15 protein-coding genes are annotated in these 15,685 nt (G+C 60.3%); 10 read left to right on the top strand and 5 right to left on the bottom strand.

Annotated features, from left to right (window positions below; translation table 11 throughout):
- Positions 1 to 74: 74 nt before the first annotated feature.
- Positions 75 to 1,028 (bottom strand): homoserine kinase, encoded by a 954-nt coding sequence (locus tag ACW9I6_RS10945; protein WP_102367835.1) that lies wholly within the window; start codon positions 1,026 to 1,028, stop codon positions 75 to 77.
- A 56-nt stretch (positions 1,029 to 1,084) separates the two neighbouring features.
- On the bottom strand, positions 1,085 to 1,375 hold the full coding sequence (locus tag ACW9I6_RS10940; RefSeq protein ID WP_003214814.1) for a DUF2782 domain-containing protein: 291 nt from the start codon (positions 1,373 to 1,375) through the stop codon (positions 1,085 to 1,087).
- A gap of 74 nt (positions 1,376 to 1,449) precedes the next feature.
- On the opposite strand from ACW9I6_RS10940, the gene polA reads away from it, so the two are divergent.
- On the top strand, positions 1,450 to 4,242 hold the full coding sequence (gene polA, locus ACW9I6_RS10935) for a DNA polymerase I (protein WP_457339280.1): 2,793 nt from the start codon (positions 1,450 to 1,452) through the stop codon (positions 4,240 to 4,242).
- 266 nt (positions 4,243 to 4,508) lie between these two features.
- Here polA and yihA read toward each other — a convergent pair whose 3' ends face one another.
- Positions 4,509 to 5,150, bottom strand: a complete 642-nt coding sequence (gene yihA / locus ACW9I6_RS10930) for a ribosome biogenesis GTP-binding protein YihA/YsxC (protein WP_003214811.1) — start codon at positions 5,148 to 5,150, stop codon at positions 4,509 to 4,511.
- 192 nt (positions 5,151 to 5,342) lie between these two features.
- Between yihA and ACW9I6_RS10925 the strand changes: the two genes are divergently transcribed.
- The 6 genes from ACW9I6_RS10925 to ACW9I6_RS10900 all read left to right on the top strand — a co-directional run bounded on the left by ACW9I6_RS10925 (position 5,343) and on the right by ACW9I6_RS10900 (position 10,962).
- Complete coding sequence (locus ACW9I6_RS10925) at positions 5,343 to 5,645, top strand: c-type cytochrome (RefSeq protein ID WP_003214809.1); 303 nt, start codon at positions 5,343 to 5,345, stop codon at positions 5,643 to 5,645.
- 33 nt (positions 5,646 to 5,678) lie between these two features.
- Positions 5,679 to 6,284: a c-type cytochrome gene (locus ACW9I6_RS10920; RefSeq protein WP_003214807.1), complete on the top strand. Its 606-nt coding sequence runs from the start codon at positions 5,679 to 5,681 to the stop codon at positions 6,282 to 6,284.
- A gap of 169 nt (positions 6,285 to 6,453) precedes the next feature.
- A complete protein-coding gene (locus ACW9I6_RS10915; RefSeq protein ID WP_063033700.1) occupies positions 6,454 to 7,092 on the top strand; it encodes a thiol:disulfide interchange protein DsbA/DsbL in 639 nt (212 codons plus the stop codon).
- Positions 7,093 to 7,102: 10 nt separating this feature from the next.
- The gene (locus ACW9I6_RS10910) at positions 7,103 to 7,981 is read left to right on the top strand and encodes an endonuclease/exonuclease/phosphatase family protein (protein WP_010168652.1); all 879 of its coding nucleotides are present in this window, start codon (positions 7,103 to 7,105) and stop codon (positions 7,979 to 7,981) included.
- Positions 7,978 to 10,083: a diguanylate cyclase gene (locus ACW9I6_RS10905; protein WP_457339279.1), complete on the top strand. Its 2,106-nt coding sequence runs from the start codon at positions 7,978 to 7,980 to the stop codon at positions 10,081 to 10,083. The genes ACW9I6_RS10910 and ACW9I6_RS10905 overlap by 4 nt, the downstream gene beginning before the upstream one ends.
- 102 nt (positions 10,084 to 10,185) lie before the next feature.
- Positions 10,186 to 10,962 (top strand): N-acetylmuramoyl-L-alanine amidase, encoded by a 777-nt coding sequence (locus tag ACW9I6_RS10900; protein WP_003214798.1) that lies wholly within the window; start codon positions 10,186 to 10,188, stop codon positions 10,960 to 10,962.
- A gap of 17 nt (positions 10,963 to 10,979) precedes the next feature.
- On the opposite strand, the gene ACW9I6_RS10895 is transcribed toward ACW9I6_RS10900, so the two are convergent.
- Both ACW9I6_RS10895 and algB read right to left on the bottom strand, forming a co-directional pair.
- Positions 10,980 to 12,767, bottom strand: a complete 1,788-nt coding sequence (locus tag ACW9I6_RS10895; protein ID WP_457339278.1) for a KinB sensor domain-containing domain — start codon at positions 12,765 to 12,767, stop codon at positions 10,980 to 10,982.
- A 10-nt stretch (positions 12,768 to 12,777) separates the two neighbouring features.
- Positions 12,778 to 14,124, bottom strand: coding sequence for a sigma-54-dependent response regulator transcription factor AlgB (algB, locus tag ACW9I6_RS10890; RefSeq protein WP_003214793.1), 1,347 nt, complete (start codon positions 14,122 to 14,124; stop codon positions 12,778 to 12,780).
- 392 nt (positions 14,125 to 14,516) lie between these two features.
- On the opposite strand from algB, the gene ACW9I6_RS10885 reads away from it, so the two are divergent.
- The 3 genes from ACW9I6_RS10885 to ACW9I6_RS10875 all read left to right on the top strand — a co-directional run bounded on the left by ACW9I6_RS10885 (position 14,517) and on the right by ACW9I6_RS10875 (position 15,513).
- Complete coding sequence (locus ACW9I6_RS10885; RefSeq protein WP_087694545.1) at positions 14,517 to 14,801, top strand: hypothetical protein; 285 nt, start codon at positions 14,517 to 14,519, stop codon at positions 14,799 to 14,801.
- A gap of 77 nt (positions 14,802 to 14,878) precedes the next feature.
- Entirely contained in the window at positions 14,879 to 15,043 is a 165-nt protein-coding gene (locus ACW9I6_RS10880) for a DUF1328 domain-containing protein (protein ID WP_003170804.1), read from the top strand.
- Positions 15,044 to 15,045: 2 nt separating this feature from the next.
- On the top strand, positions 15,046 to 15,513 hold the full coding sequence (locus ACW9I6_RS10875) for an inhibitor of vertebrate lysozyme family protein (protein WP_102604421.1): 468 nt from the start codon (positions 15,046 to 15,048) through the stop codon (positions 15,511 to 15,513).
- The last annotated feature ends 172 nt before the right edge of the window (positions 15,514 to 15,685 follow it).

The following is a 15,685-nucleotide window of genomic DNA, read 5'->3' as shown; positions in this document are numbered from 1 at the left end:
AGTCAGCGCATCTGGTGACTGAAACTCCGCATTCGCGAGCAAGCCCGCTCCCACATTTTGATCGCGTACGATCTTTACAGCGCGAACGGCAGCGGAGTCTTGACCTGCTGGCGTTGCGCCAGGCGCACTTGAAACTCGCGCGGGTCGTGAATCAGCACGTCCTGCCCGGCGAACGATTCAGCCGCAATCAGGCGTGACAGCCAGAACCGCACACAGGCCACACGCAGCATGGTCGGCCACAGCTCTGCTTCCTTGGCGGTGAACGGCCGCAAGCCCGCATAAGCCCCCAGCAACGCCCGTGCCCGTTGGCCGTCGATCACGCCGTCGGCGTCCGAGCACCAGTCGTTCAGGGCGATCGCCACGTCGTACAGCATCGGCCCCGAGCAGGCGTTGTAGAAGTCGATCAGCCCGGTCAGGTGCGTGCCTTCGAACATCGCGTTGTCGCGAAACAGGTCGGCGTGGATGTTTGCCCGGGGCAGCGCGAGGATCTGCGCCTTGTGCGCCTCGATCTCATCCAGCGCCGCTTGCAACAGGCCGCGTTGTTCCGCGTCGAGGTGCGAGATCAGCTGCGCGCCTTCGCTGAGCATCCAGTCCAGCCCGCGATCGGTCTTGCGTTCCAGCACCTTCTCGCCTTGGGTGGCCAGGTGCAGGTGGCCGAGCAATTCGCCCACTTGCACGCAATGCTGGGCGTTGGCGTCCTTGATGTGCTTGCCCGCCAGGCGCGGTTGCAGCAGCGCCGGTTTGCCCGCCAACTCGCGCAAGGCCACGCCGTCGGTGGTACGCAGGGCGTAAGGCACTGGCAAATCAGCGTCGTGGAGCACGTCCAGCAGTTCGATGAAGAACGGCATTTCCTGCACGGGGCCGCGCTCGACCAGGGTCAGGACAAATTCGCCCTGTTCCAGGCTGATGAAGAAATTGGTGTTTTCACTACCAGCGGCAATCCCCTGGAAATCAAGCAGGCGGCCGAGCCCGTAAGGGGCAAGAAAGGTTTCCAGCTCGGGCCGAGCCAGGGGGGTGAACACAGACATGGTTAAAACTGCCGTTACGGGCGCTGCGGGGAGCAGCGCCGATTAAAGTTAAGAAATCATTTCCATTCGAAGATCTTCCATGACGGGATCAGCATATCCGGCTGGTCAGAGCGGATGAAGTTCGCATCGGTTCCGTCCGCGCGCACCAGGAAGTAAGGCGGAAAGCCTTTCTGGGTCACCTTGATCGCGTACAGGAAGCCATTCTGGCGGTATTCCTGAATGGTCTTGTCGCCTTCCGTGCGAATGGTGACTTCCGGGTCGCCCGAAGGGGCAGTATCTGCCGCCATGGCCACCATCGGAGTGAGTGCAATCAAGCCGGTCAACAACAGGCGATTTACTGTACGCATGATAACCTTGTCCCTTTGTCGTCATTGGTCCGGCTATTCTAGCGCCTGACCCGCCGAAAAGGTTGATCCTGCTCATGAGCCAAGCCCCCCTCGTCCTGGTGGACGGTTCTTCTTACCTGTACCGCGCCTTTCACGCGCTGCCGCCGCTCACCACTTCCAAAGGCCTGCCTACCGGCGCGGTCAAGGGCGTGTTGAACATGCTCAAAAGCCTGCGCAAGCAATACCCGAACAGTCCGTTCGCGGTGGTGTTCGACGCCAAGGGCGGGACATTTCGCGATGAGCTGTACGCCGAATACAAGGCCAACCGCGCGAGCATGCCCGATGACATGCGCGTGCAGATCGAGCCGCTGCACCAGAGCGTGATCGCCCTGGGCTTCCCGCTGCTGTGCGTCGAAGGCGTCGAAGCGGACGACGTGATCGGCACCCTGGCCCGCAGCAGCGCGGCCGCCGACCGTCCGGTGGTGATTTCCACCGGCGACAAGGACATGGCGCAGCTGGTCGACGGGCACATTACCTTGGTCAACACCATGACCGGTAGCGCCATGGACGTTGAGGGCGTGAAGGAGAAATTCGGTGTCGCTCCCGAGCAGATCATCGATTACCTCGCGTTGATGGGCGACTCGTCCGACAACATCCCGGGCGTTCCGGGCATTGGTCCGAAGACGGCTTCCGGCCTGTTGGTTGGTGTAAATGGCGGTTTGAAAGAGCTCTACGAGCAGCTCGATATCGTGCCGACCTTGCCGATTCGTGGTGCCAAGACCCTGGTCGCCAAACTGGAAGAGCATAAGGCGAGTGCGTTCCTGTCCTACGAGCTGGCGACGATCAAGATCGACGTGCCGCTGGATGTGGGCCTGGATGATTTGCACCTGATCGAGCCGGATCGCGAGAAGCTGCTGGAGCTGTACACGCTGCTGGAGTTCAAGAGCTGGATTGACGAGATTCAACGCGATGCCAAGCGCGTCGAGTTGAGCGCTGCTCCTTCGGCCGCGGTCGCCGAGGAAGCGGTTGAGGTGGTCGCGCCGGTTTCTGTGGAGCCGGTGTACGAAACCATCCTCACCCAGGCCCAGTTCGATGTCTGGCTGAAGAAGCTCAACGACGCCAAGCTGTTCGCCTTTGATACCGAGACCACCGGGATCGACGCCCAGAAAGCGCAACTGGTGGGTGTGTCGTTTGCCGTGCAGGCCCATGAAGCAGCCTACATTCCGCTGACCCACTCCTACATCGGCGCGCCGGAACAGCTGGATCGGGACACCGTGCTGCTGGCCCTGAAGCCGTTGCTCGAAGACCCGGAAAAACTCAAGGTCGGCCAGCACGCCAAGTTCGACATGAACATCCTGGCCAACTGCGCCATCGGTGGTGACCCGGCACTCGGCATCACCGTGCGCGGCATTGCCTTCGACACCATGCTTGAATCTTATGTGCTGAACTCCGTGGCGACGCGCCATGACATGGACAGCCTGGCGAAGAAGTACCTGGACCACGACACCGTCAGCTTCCAGGACATCGCCGGCAAAGGCGCCAAGCAGCTGACCTTTGACCAGATTGCCCTGGAGCAAGCCGGCCCTTACGCGGCGGAAGACGCGGATGTGACCCTGCGTTTGCACCAGGAACTGCACAAGCAGCTTGCCGCTATTCCTACCCTGGCCAGCGTATTGTCCGACATTGAGATGCCGCTGGTGCCCGTGCTGGCGCGCATTGAGCGTCAGGGCGCCCTGGTGGATGCCGCCTTGCTGGGCATCCAGAGCATCGAGCTGGGCAACAAGATGGTCGACCTCGAGCGCCAGGCGTATGAGATCGCCGGCGAGGAATTCAACCTGGGCTCGCCCAAGCAGTTGGGCGCGATTCTCTACGAGAAACTCGGGCTGCCGGTGTTGAAGAAGACCGGCAAGGGCCAGGCCTCGACGGCCGAGGAAGTCTTGGCCAAATTGGCTGAAGACGACTACCCACTGCCGAAAGTGCTGATGCAGTACCGCAGCATGAGCAAGTTGAAAAGCACCTACACCGACCGTTTGCCGGAGCAGATCAACCCGCGCACCGGTCGCGTGCACACCTCCTATCACCAGGCCGTAGCAGCAACCGGGCGCCTGTCCTCCAGCGATCCAAACCTGCAGAACATTCCGGTGCGTACCGCTGAAGGCCGGCGTATCCGCCAGGCATTTGTCGCGCCCAAGGGCTACAAGCTGCTGGCGGCGGACTACTCGCAGATCGAGCTGCGCATCATGGCGCATTTGTCGAAGGACGAAGGCTTGCTGAATGCGTTCCGCGACGACCTGGACGTGCACACCGCCACGGCGGCCGAGGTGTTCAAGGTTGAGTTGGCTGAGGTCACGTCCAATCAGCGTCGCAGTGCCAAGGCGATCAACTTTGGCCTGATCTACGGCATGGGCGCCCAGAAGCTGGGTAAGGACATCGGCGTCGACACCAAGACCGCCAAGGCTTACATCGATGTGTACTTCGCCCGTTACCCGGGGGTGCGCGAGTACATGGAGCGCACCCGTGCCCAGGCGGCTGATCAGGGTTATGTGGAAACCCTGTTCGGGCGCCGCCTGTACCTGCCGGAGATCAATTCCAACAAGCCTCAGGAGCGTGCTGGCGCCGAGCGTACGGCAATCAACGCGCCGATGCAGGGCACTGCGGCCGATATCATCAAGAAGGCCATGGTCAAGGTCGACAACTGGCTGACGGACTCGGGCCTGGACGCCAAGGTCATCCTTCAGGTGCACGATGAATTGGTGCTGGAGGTGCGTGAGGACCTGGTGGCTGAAGTCAGCGCAAGGATTCGTGAACACATGAGCGAGGCGGCAAAGCTGGATGTGCCGCTGGTGGTAGACGTCGGCGTGGGCGACAACTGGGACGAAGCGCACTAAACCTGGGGCCTGGGCCGCGGCATCATGCCGCGGCAGCGCTTTAGATCGGAAAACGCGGCGGGTTATTTCCAATAGTTTTTTGAACGTGCCGGAACTTAACCCGTGAATTGCTACTCAGAGTTACTGAATGGGTGGTGAAGCCCTTCAATGCTCCTATGTTGTGTTAAGTGTTGGCAGATATCTGGACCCCGCCCTAGCGGTCCGGAACTTGGACCCCGAACTTCCCCTCCCCATACGAAGTCCGGGGTTTTTTTTGCCCCGAGTGTTTACTCGGCGGCTTCCGAACCCTTGTCAGCCAGTTCCATCCAACCTGCCAATACAGTGTAGGCATCTTCCAGGCCCATGCGTTTTGGCGCCGAGAACAACTGGATAGTCACCGCATCACCCCAACCCTTACGGATTTCCGCCTGCACTTTGAGCAGGGTGTTTTTCGCTGCGCCGTAGGTCAATTTATCGGCCTTGGTCAGCAAGACGTGCATCGGCATGCCGCTGGCGACGGCCCAATCGAGCATCAACAGGTCGAAGTCGGTCATTGGATGACGGATGTCCATCATCAGAATCAAACCCTTCAAACTCTCCCGGCCACCCAGATACGCTTCGAGGTGACGCTGCCAGTGCAGCTTCAGCGGGATAGGTACTTTTGCATAACCGTAGCCCGGCAGGTCGACCAGACGCCGATCATCGTCTAGCTTGAAGAAGTTGAGGAGCTGTGTGCGCCCCGGGGTTTTCGAGGTGCGGGCCAGGCTGGCGTGGGTCAGGGTGTTCAGCGCGCTGGATTTGCCGGCGTTGGAACGGCCGGCGAATGCGACTTCGAAGCCTTCGTCATCGGGGCATTGGTCGACTTTGGCGGCGCTGAGCATGAAGGTGGACTGTTGGCACAGGCCGAGGATGGGATTCTTGAGTTGCATGAGTTTTCCGATGTGGGCGGTGCCGGGAATAGGTGCGGCAAGCGGTGTCGTTTCCGTTTCAGTAGCGCCAGTATATAATGCCGCAGATTTTGTGTGTGCTTTGTCCCAGCGAAGGATGAAGTTCACGGGAGCGATAGACCTTTATTGCGCATTAGAACGCAAAACGCTCTCAAACCCTGAAAAGGTCGATGTATGACCAAGTGGCTGCTGGCCTTCGGTTTCTTGATGCCACTTTACAGTGCGCAGGCTACACAGGAACCGGAGGCTGTGTACAACCGCTTTTGCGGGGCCTGCCATGCCGGACAGCTGCCCAACGCCCCTGGACGGGGTGACCAGGCAGCCTGGAAGCCAAGATTGGCTCAAGGTATGGACACGCTGGTGCAACACGTGACCCAGGGTTTCAAGGCGATGCCGCCGCGTGGTTTGTGCATGGACTGCAGTACCGAGGATTACCATGCCGTCATTCAGTTGATGGTGAGTGAACCCGGTCCATAACTCTTTAACCCTTAGCCGTAGTTGGATTAGCTGATGAACAAACTGATCGTGAGTCTGCTGTTGACCCTGGGCATCACCGGTGTTGCCCATGCCGCAGGCGACGCCACTGCTGGCCAGGCGAAAGCCGCCGTATGTGGTGCTTGCCATGGACCGGACGGTAATAGCCCGGCGCCTAACTTTCCAAAACTGGCCGGCCAGGGTGAGCGTTACCTGACCAAGCAGATGCACGACATCAAGGACGGCAAGCGTACGGTCCTGGAAATGACCGGCTTGTTGACCAACCTCAGCGATCAGGACCTGGCGGATATCGCGGCGTATTTTGCCAGCCAGAAAGGCAGTGTGGGAGCTGCTGATCCGAAACTGGTGGCCCGCGGTGAAGAATTGTTCCGCGGCGGCAACCTGGAAAAAGGCATGCCTTCCTGCCTCGGCTGCCACTCGCCTAACGGCGCAGGCCTTGCTGCCGCTGGCTTCCCGCACTTGAGCGGCCAGCATGCCCAGTACATCGGCAAACAGCTGACAGACTTCCGCGAAGGCAATCGCACCAACGACGGCGATACCAAGATCATGCAGAGCATCGCCGCGAAACTCAGCAACAAGGACATCGAAGCCGTGTCCCAATACATCCAGGGCCTGCACTAAGTGCCCCGGCTACGTTAACGCTCGATTAATCCGTCGATGCAAGCATAAAAAGGGTGGCCCAGGCTGCCCTTTTTTGTGGCCGGTGCCGTTACACTAACGAACTCATGCCCGCGTAGACCTGTCACAACAAAGGTCGCGTGAGGCGACTTTATTTGTCCAGGAGTAAAGCATGCGTAATCTGATCCTCAGCGCCGCTCTCGTCACTGCCAGCCTTTTCGGCATGACCGCACAAGCTGCCGATAATGTGCCGCTTGAAGCCGGTAAAACCTACGTTGAGCTAGCCAATCCTGTGCCGGTTTCCGTACCGGGCAAGATCGAAGTGGTGGAGCTGTTCTGGTATGGCTGCCCGCATTGCTACGCTTTTGAGCCAGTCATCAATCCGTGGGTCGATAAGCTGCCTCAGGACGTGAACTTCAAACGTATTCCTGCCCTGTTCGGCGGCCCATGGGACGCTCACGGCCAGCTGTTCATTACCCTGGACACCATGGGTGTAGAACACAAGGTTCACGCGGCTGTGTTCAATGCCATCCAGAAAGAAGGCAAGCGCCTTGTGAAGCCTGAAGACATGGCCGATTTCGTCGCCACCCAAGGCGTCGACAAAACCAAGTTCCTGGAGACATTCAACTCGTTCGCTGTGAAGGGCAAGATGGCCCAATACAAGGAACTGGCCCAGAAATACGGCGTGCAAGGCGTACCGACGCTGATCGTCAACGGCAAATACCGCTTTGACATCGGCAGTGCCGGCGGCGAAGAGCAGGCGCTGAACGTGGCCGACCAATTGATCGCCAAAGAGCGCGCAGCCAAGTAAGGGGCCCGTCATGCGTCGCTGGGGTACTGAACGTGTCGTTGGCCTGCATGACCCGAAGGTCAACGAACATCACCTGGAATCCACGGGCCTGCCGGCTGACAGTCGGTTGCGCCTGCTCAGTTTCAATATCCAGGTGGGTATCAGTACCGAGAAATACCGGCATTACCTGACCCGTGGCTGGCAGCACCTGCTGCCCCACAATGGGCGTGCCGGCAATCTGCAAAAGATCGGCGACCTGCTGGGTGACTTCGACCTGGTAGCTCTGCAGGAGGCCGATGGTGGCAGCCTGCGTTCCGGCTACATCAACCAGGTCGAGCACCTTGCCCAGCTCGGTGCCTTTCCCTACTGGTATCAACAACTCAATCGCAACCTCGGCAAACTCGGCCAGCACAGCAATGGTGTGCTCAGCCGCCTGAAGCCGTGGGCGATCGAGGATCACCCGTTACCCGGTCCAAAAGGCCGCGGGGCGATTCTCGTGAGGTTCGGCGAAGGGCCGGAAGCGTTGGTCGTGGTGATGATGCACCTCGCGTTGGGGGCACGAACCCGCACCCTGCAGTTGGCCTACATCCGCGAGTTGATTGGCAACTACAAACACCAGGTGCTGATGGGGGACATGAACACCCACGCCACAGACCTGCTACAGAATTCCCCGTTGCGCGACCTTGGGTTGCTGGCGCCGCAAGTCGAAGCCACCTTTCCCAGCTGGCGACCGCAACGTTGTCTTGATCACATCCTGCTCAGCCCGACCCTGACACTCGAAAGTGTGCAGGTACTGGCGCAGCCCATCTCCGATCACCTGCCCGTCGCGGTAGAGATTCGTCTGCCGGGTTCGCTCACGGCTGATGCATTGCCCGCGTTGAGCCCCGGCCCTCGCGGACCCCTTGCATGAGCGACGACGCCCAGCGTTGGAAAGAGAAATACCTTAAAAGCGTCGAGCAACAAGAAAAGCTCGAGCGTCGCTGGGCCGCCCGCCTCGACCTGCTGCGCCGAGGGCTGGTGCGCAGCACCCTGGCGGCAGAAGGGACCGACCGAGCGGTTGACCAATGCATGAAGGAAATGCGCGATGTGGTGCGCACCGACGACATGGACGCCGCCCTCGCTGCATTGCTGCCGCGCCTGGAAAAGGCCGTGCTGGATTCGGAGCAGCGCCGCGAAACCCGGGTTGACCAGATCGGCAGCGCGTTGACGGCCCTGGTCACTCAGTTGCAGAAACTGCCCTTGCCACGGGACGTGAGTCGCCCGCTGAAGGCTTTCGCCAAGCAGCTGGACGGTCGGGTTGGCCAGGCGCGGGAGATCCCGCTGTTGCTGAGCGAGCTGAGCGGCCTGCAGGGGCAGGCGCTGAGTAACCTGGAGCCGGAGGGCGAAACCAGCCGTTCGAGCCCGGGGCTGTTGCAGCGTCTGTTTGGCACCAAGGACGCAATCGACACGCCGGAGGTTGAAGCGCCCACGCCATCCCGCCCGGCTTCTCCGGCGCCTGCTGCGCCAAAGCCCAGGCCGGTGGATGAAGTTGAAGCGCCGGCGCAATCGGCGGAACTGGCCCAGGCGCTGCGGGCTTTTGCACCGCAGCCGAAGGTCCCGGCCCCCATCGAGTCGCCCCCTGAGCCGGTATCGCCAGTAGAGGCTACCGACGCTGTCAGCGAAGCAGTGCCTGTTGCTCCGGCCGTCGCGGTCACAGCGCCTGTCGTCGAGGCACCCGCTACGATTATCGAAACGCCAGAACCCGAGCAACCGATCGAAGCGGAGGTTGAGCTTGAGAGCGCTCTCGCCGCCATGGTCGAGGTGCCAGAGGTGCAGGCCCGTGAGCCGGAGCGGACAGAGATCGGCAGTCTTTCCCTGCCCCCGGTCCTGGCCGATGAACCGCAAGAATCGCCCGAGCAGGCAGAGCTGAACGCAGACGAGCTGCAAGCGGATCAAGCCTACGCCCTGCCCGACACCCCCGAGCCGTCTTACAGTTCGGTGGCCAAGCACATCGAAGATACCCTGCTCGGCTTACTGGAAGACCTCTCGCTGCCCGAGCGCCATCGGCCCCAGGCCGAAGCCATGCGTGAACGCCTGGCCCACGGATTGAACTGGTACGAATTGCTGCCGATCCTCGATGACCTGGCGGTGTTGATGCTGGCGATCACCGACAGCGGCCAGCACGAGTTTGAAGCCTACCTCAAGCAACTCAACGATCGTCTCGAGGCGTTCCAGGGGCACCTGCAGGTCGCCAGTGACGGCCACGCCGACAGCCGCTCGGCGGCCAGGGAACTGGATACCCAGATCCGCGAACAAGTGGATGGTTTGCAAACCAGCATGCAGGACGCCGCAGACCTCGACAGCCTCAAGCACGTGCTGGAGAGCCATCTCGAAGGGTTGCTGGGCACCATGGATGAACACCGCCACCAGCGTGACCAGCGCGAACAGGAAGTGGCTGCACGGCTCAAGGGCCTGGCCGAACGGGTCGCCAATATGGAGCAAGAGGCTCAGGGCTACCGTGAACACCTTGAGGTTCAGCGCCAGAAAGCCCTGATCGATCCGCTCACCGGACTACCCAACCGCGCGGCCTGGAGCGAGCGTCTGGAGCAGGAGGTCAACGCCTGGCACCAGCGTGGAAATAACCTGTCACTGGCCATGCTGGACCTCGATCACTTCAAGCGCATCAACGACGGCTATGGTCATCTGGCGGGCGACAAGGTGCTGAAAATCATCGCCACGGTGCTTCGCAAACGCCTGCGGCCGAACGACTTCATCGCGCGTTTTGGCGGTGAAGAGTTTGTGCTGCTGATGCCCAACTCGTCGCTGTCCGATGCGTTGGCGGTGGGCGAAACCCTGCGTGCAGCCATCCAAGCCTGCCCGTTTCACTTCAAGGGCGAGCCGGTGACGATTACGGTGTCCATGGGCATGGCGCAGTTTCAGCCGGGAGAACGCAGTGACCTGGCGCTCAAGCGCGCTGACGAGGCGTTATATCGTGCCAAGGCGGCGGGGCGTAACCAGGTGCAGGCGGCCTGACCGGAAATGTTCCATTTTGTTTAAAACATCGCATTTGGCCGCCTGGCAGCAAACGGTACGTTACACTGTTGCATTATCGTCTTAAGCGTACTATTTGCTGCCATGAAACTTCTGTGTTCTGCCTTTCTGTTTCTCCTGCTCGCCGGTTGCGCGAGCGGCCCTCGCCTGGACACCAGTCATCCGTCGGTGAACCACGACAATCGTGTGCAGTTTGTCGTCGTGCACTACACCTCGGCGTCCCTTGAGCGCTCCCTGGCGCTGTTGACCCATGGCCAGGTCAGCAGTCATTACCTGATCGGTGATGACGCCTCGGCCACCATCTATAAGCTCGTGGATGAAAGCCAGCGCGCCTGGCATGCCGGAGAAAGTGAATGGATGGGCCGCACCTGGCTCAACTCCAGCTCCATCGGGATCGAGATCGTGAACCCGGGTTATCGGGATTTGCCGACGGGCCGCGTCTGGTATCCCTATTCCGAAGCGCAGGTGCAGTCACTGGTGGTGCTGCTCAAGGACATCAGCAAACGCAACGGCATCGACCCGCGAAACATCATCGGCCATAGCGACATTGCCCCGCTGCGCAAGCTGGACCCGGGGCCGTTGTTCCCCTGGAAGCGCCTGGCGGATGAAGGGCTGGGCATGTGGCCGGACGCCAAGGCGGTGGCCCGTTACCAGGTGCAGTACGCAGCCGATCTGCCGAGCATTACCTGGTTCCAGGAAGAGTTGGCGAAGCTGGGCTATCCGACGCCGCAGACGGGCGAGCTGGATGTGGCGACGCGGCATGTGGTGGCCGCGTTCCAGATGCATTTCCGGGCGTCGCTGTTTGATGGGACGCCGGATGCCGAAAGTGCTGCGATCCTGCGGGCGTTGAATCACCAATAACGGTTGGCGCGTTGGTCCTACAGGGGCAACGCCATGTAGAACTGCGTCCCCTGCCCCGGCCGCGAGTACACCCCCATGCGGCCACCGTGCAATTGCACGATCTCCTTGCACAGCGCCAGGCCCAGCCCGGCGCCGCCTTTCTTGCGGCCTACCTGCACAAACGGTTCGAAGATTCGTCCCTGCTGGCCGTAGGCAATGCCTTCACCGTTGTCTTCAACGCTGACAATCACCCGTTCGCCATGACGACGCGCCTGCAAGCGGATCTGCCCACCGTCGGCTGTGTGCCGCAGGGCATTGCCCAGCAAATTGTCGAGCACTCTTTCCAGCTGCGCTCGATCGGCATGCAACCTCGGTAGCGGGGATTGTTCCTCAACCAGCAGCTCGATGTTCTGCGCATTCGCCTGCTCCGCGAAGCGGGCGCGGGCATGTTCGAGCAGGTCGCTGATGTCACACGGGCCCAGGGTGAGTTTCTGCAAGCCATTCTGGTAGCGCGAGAAGTTGAGCAAGTCGTTGATCAACTGCATCAGGCGCTGCATTTCCTCGTTGACCGTATCCAGCAGGTCCGCTTCGCGCGACTCCGCAGGAAACTTCGCCCGTTCCCGGAACAAGCCGAAGGCCATGTGCATGCCCGTCACCGGCGTGCGTAATTCATGGGACGCGCGCAACACAAACTCACTGCGCACTCGTTCAAAGGCACGCTGCTCGGTAACGTCATGCAGCACCATCACCGCGCCCAGAATGTGACCCTGGGTATGGCTGACCGGCGTCAGGCTGTACGTCAGCAGGCGCAGCTCACCCTCTACCTCTACTTCCAGGTCTTCAGGTGCGCGCTCCAGGTTGCCGCCGCGCAGTACCAGTTGCAGCTGTTCATCCAGTTCCGGGCGGCCCAGGGCGTCGCCAAGGCCTTGGCCCAGGCGATTCTCGTCCCAGCCGAGTTGACGTTGTGCCACCGGGTTAAGGTGTTCCAGGCGACCCTGGCGGTCGATCATCAGCAGGCCGTCGTCGATGCTGTCGAGCACCGCCTGCAGGCGTTGCTGCCCGGCGAGTAGCTCGTCGACATTGGTTGCCTGATGCTGGCGCAACGCCTCGGCCATGATGCCGAAGCGTCGGGTCAGCAGGTTCATTTCCGCTGCGGATGAAATGGGCAGCGTGACTTCGAAGTTGCCCTGGCCGATCTTGTCGGCGGCCTTGGCCAGCGCTTCGATCGGCCCGCCAAAGCGGCGGGCGATACCGTGGGCGGTAACGAAACCGATGATCAGCACCGCCAGGCCGACCAGGCCCAGCAGGCCGGCAATCAGCAGCGCACGTTCACGGGACTTGTGTTCGGTATCGTTGATGTTATCCAGGGCTTTCTTGTGCTCGGCGATCAGGCCGTTGCGCAGGATGTTGAAGCGTTTGGTGAGCTCGTCGTTGTTGCGCAGTTGCGGCGGAGCATTCTCCTTTTCATCGAACGCCTCGAGAAAGCTCAGGTAATTGGTCTTGGCCTGGTTAAAACCGCTGGTTACCGCGTCCTTTTGTTCGTGGTCGATACCTTGCTGCAACAGGGCGAAATAGCGTTGCTTGGAGTCTTCCAGCGCAGCGGTATTCGGCTGTTCATTGAGCATGATCATCAACTGGTCGCCGAGGGTCTGCCGAAGCTTGAGCCCCAGGTCCAATGTGATGAAGTTGCTGCGAATCAACGATTCCTGGGTCTTGGCCATTTGCATGACGCTCACCAGCCCCAGCAGCAAACCCAACAGGGCGACGGTGATCAGCGCGGAAATACTCAGGAACAACCGAGTGCGCAGGGTCATCGCAAGCTTCATAGGCTACAGCTCACAGGTTGTATTGTTTGCGTTTGCGATACAGCGTCGACGCATCAATGCCAAGGGTTCGGGCCGCCTGGTCCAGGGTGTCGCTGGTGGCCAGCACGGCGCCGATATGCGCCTTTTCCAGTTCATCCAGGCTCAACGCCGCACCGATACGCGGGGCATTGTTGGTCGGCTGCTCGGCCATGCCGAGGTGGCTGATCTCAACTTTTTCCTGCGGGCAGATGATGCTGGCCCGCTCAACCACGTTGCGCAGCTCACGGATGTTCCCCGGCCAGCGGTAGTTGAGCAGTGCCTCACGGGCTTCATCGCTGAAGCCGCGCGCCGGCCGCGCATATTCCTTCACGAAGCGCGCCAGGAAGCGGTCGGCCAGGGTCAGGATGTCTTCGCTGCGTTCGCGCAGGGGCGGCAGGTGCAAGGTGATGACATTCAGGCGATACAGCAGGTCTTCGCGGAAACGGCCGTCGCGAACCATGTCTTCCAGGTTCAGGTTGGTAGCGGCGAGAATTCGCACATCGGCACGGCGCGTCACCGGGTCGCCGACGCGCTCGTATTCCTTGTCCTGGATAAAGCGCAGCAACTTGGGTTGTAAAGTAAGCGGAAAGTCGCCGATCTCGTCGAGAAACAAGGTGCCGCCATCGGCCTGGTTGACGCGGCCGAGGGTGCTTTCGCTGGCGCCGGTAAACGCACCACGGCTATGACCGAACAACTCGCTTTCCATCAGTTCCGCCGTCAGGGACGGGCAGTTGATGGTGACACAGGATTTTTTCGCGCGTTTGCTCCAACCGTGGATCGCCCGGGCCAGTTCACCTTTACCGGTGCCGGATTCGCCGAGAATCAGGATGTTGGCATCAGTGCCCGCCACCTGGCGTGCGGTTTCCAGCACCACCATCATCGCCGGGCTATGGGAGTCGAGGCCGTCCTTGGGTTGGCGCACTGCGCCTTCCAGGGCTTCCAGGCGTGCCGACAGCTGGCGCACTTCCAGCTGCTTGGCCGTGGCCAGGCGCAATTGGTCGGGGCTGCAAGGCTTTACCAGGTAGTCGGCCGCGCCGGCCTGGATCGCATCCACGGCGGTGTCGACGGCCGAGTGGGCCGTGACGATCACCACGCGCATCCACGGCGCCTGGATACGCATTTGCGCCAGTACATCCAGGCCGTTGTCTTCGCCCAGGCGCAGGTCCAGGAAGCACAGGTCAAACACCTGGCGTTGCAACAAGGCATCGGCCTGGGCGGCGCTGTTGGCGGTGGCTACGGTGTAGCCTTCATCTTCCAGGCAGTAACGGAAGGTGCGAAGGATCGCGGATTCGTCATCCACTAAAAGAATGCGGCCTTGAAGTTCCTTGGCTGATTCCATCTGTCCCGCGCTCCCTTAAGAATGAATGATGTTGTTTAGTCCCGGAATAATCGGGCAAGTTGCATGGTTTATTCTGATTGATTAAAGCCGTCACCGCGCAGCTATCTGCGCTTCTTCTTACAAAGACGCCCACAAGAGGCGTTTTTGTCTCCCTCTTGCCACTTCGGCAGTCGAACGTTGCCTTCCTATCCCTTGATCCGACCAGTGACCATCGTGCATTTCGCACGGCAAGGATAGGGGCATCGTGCAGGATGCTCGTGGTGTCAAAGCGCTTTTGTTTTTAACTGGTTGATTTTATTGGTTTTTATTTTGTTAAAAAACTGGCACGCAGGCTGCAATACACCTCATACGAGTTTCATCTACGAATAATCAGAATGCGGGAGAGATACAGCATGACTCGCCAAAGCCTGACCCAACTGCGTGTATCGCCACTGCGCCTGCAACAGGGGCTGTTTGCCAGCCTGGCCCTGATGGTGACCTTGATTGGCGGTCAGCAATTGGCGCATTGGCAGCAGAGTCAGCAGCAAGTCGTGCAGTTTGAACGTCCGATGATGACCCAGACCCATTTCCGCTCCGTCGGCAGCACTGCCGCCGATGTGACAACCCCGCAATTGGCGGCGGTTGAACAGGACTCCACCCTCGGCGACCTGCCATCGCAGGAACGCTGGGTGTTCTAGGCAATACACGGTCCTCGAATCGAGCGACCGCAGGCACTACCGCTGTTACCCCTAAAAGAAGCGTAAGGAGAATCACCATGTTGAGTTGGGCAATCACATTTCTGATCATCGCCATTGTGGCTGCAGTCCTGGGCTTCGGTGGTATCGCGGGCACCGCTACGGGTATCGCCAAGATTCTGTTTGTGGTCTTCCTGGTGATGTTCATCGCTTCCTTCTTCTTTGGCCGTCGTGGTCGAGGCTAAGCATGTTCAACTCGTCCCTTAAAGTCCTGGCTGCCGCCCTGTTGTTGGGCGGCAGCGGCTTGGTGCTGGCTGCCAATGATGGCCAGTCCCGAGCCAACGAACTGCTGAGTGCGGACCCGCAGTACCGCGAGACCTGGCAGAGCGTGGTCAAGAAGGAAGAGCGCCTGCCTGAATGGGTGATGAACCTGTCGGGTAGCGCTGAACAGATGAATGCCGTTGAAGAGGATGGTGACAAGTACTTGGTCGGGCCGCTCTGTGAAACCGCAGACACATGCCTGAACAAGCGCCTGATCGTCGCTTTCAGCTTCGACAAGGAAGATGCTTACGCGATGTTGGTAGAAGTCCCGGCGGGCTTGCCCGCGGACAAATCGCCAACGCGGCACGCCGACTACCGTTTTCTTGGCAAGCCGGACGAAGGCATGCAAAAGCTGCTGATGGAACAGCTCAAGAAAGATCCGAATTGGTACTAGGTTCGGTCTGACGACGCTGTCGTCTACCGGCTTAACGTCCATAGAAAGAAGCGCCGTGCTTCTTTCTGTTTGCATCGCCCGACAAGGGTGGTGCATGACCAAGGGGCCGGGTTGCTCTGATCGTTTGGATCGGCTTGACCTACGGGGACAGGGAGTGCCTGCGCAAGGGCCG

The organism is Pseudomonas sp. SDO5522_S412, assembly GCF_054071215.1.
The sequence above is the reverse complement of the archived record's forward strand: the minus strand, read 5'-3'. Positions and strand labels throughout refer to the sequence as shown.

Bases quoted from the DNA above. Each gene is read 5' to 3' on its own strand.
- ACW9I6_RS10940 (WP_003214814.1), bottom strand. From the start codon at position 1,375: ATGCGTACAGTAAATCGCCTGTTGTTGACCGGCTTGATTGCACTCACT.
- ACW9I6_RS10920 (WP_003214807.1), top strand. From the start codon at position 5,679: ATGAACAAACTGATCGTGAGTCTGCTGTTGACCCTGGGCATCACCGGT.
- ACW9I6_RS10895 (WP_457339278.1), bottom strand. From the start codon at position 12,767: ATGAAGCTTGCGATGACCCTGCGCACTCGGTTGTTCCTGAGTATTTCC.
- yihA (WP_003214811.1), bottom strand. From the start codon at position 5,150: ATGCAACTCAAGAATCCCATCCTCGGCCTGTGCCAACAGTCCACCTTC.
- ACW9I6_RS10900 (WP_003214798.1), top strand. From the start codon at position 10,186: ATGAAACTTCTGTGTTCTGCCTTTCTGTTTCTCCTGCTCGCCGGTTGC.
- ACW9I6_RS10945 (WP_102367835.1), bottom strand. From the start codon at position 1,028: ATGTCTGTGTTCACCCCCCTGGCTCGGCCCGAGCTGGAAACCTTTCTT.
- ACW9I6_RS10910 (WP_010168652.1), top strand. From the start codon at position 7,103: ATGCGTCGCTGGGGTACTGAACGTGTCGTTGGCCTGCATGACCCGAAG.
- algB (WP_003214793.1), bottom strand. From the start codon at position 14,124: ATGGAATCAGCCAAGGAACTTCAAGGCCGCATTCTTTTAGTGGATGAC.
- polA (WP_457339280.1), top strand. From the start codon at position 1,450: ATGAGCCAAGCCCCCCTCGTCCTGGTGGACGGTTCTTCTTACCTGTAC.
- ACW9I6_RS10875 (WP_102604421.1), top strand. From the start codon at position 15,046: ATGTTCAACTCGTCCCTTAAAGTCCTGGCTGCCGCCCTGTTGTTGGGC.
- ACW9I6_RS10905 (WP_457339279.1), top strand. From the start codon at position 7,978: ATGAGCGACGACGCCCAGCGTTGGAAAGAGAAATACCTTAAAAGCGTC.
- ACW9I6_RS10885 (WP_087694545.1), top strand. From the start codon at position 14,517: ATGACTCGCCAAAGCCTGACCCAACTGCGTGTATCGCCACTGCGCCTG.
- ACW9I6_RS10925 (WP_003214809.1), top strand. From the start codon at position 5,343: ATGACCAAGTGGCTGCTGGCCTTCGGTTTCTTGATGCCACTTTACAGT.
- ACW9I6_RS10880 (WP_003170804.1), top strand. From the start codon at position 14,879: ATGTTGAGTTGGGCAATCACATTTCTGATCATCGCCATTGTGGCTGCA.
- ACW9I6_RS10915 (WP_063033700.1), top strand. From the start codon at position 6,454: ATGCGTAATCTGATCCTCAGCGCCGCTCTCGTCACTGCCAGCCTTTTC.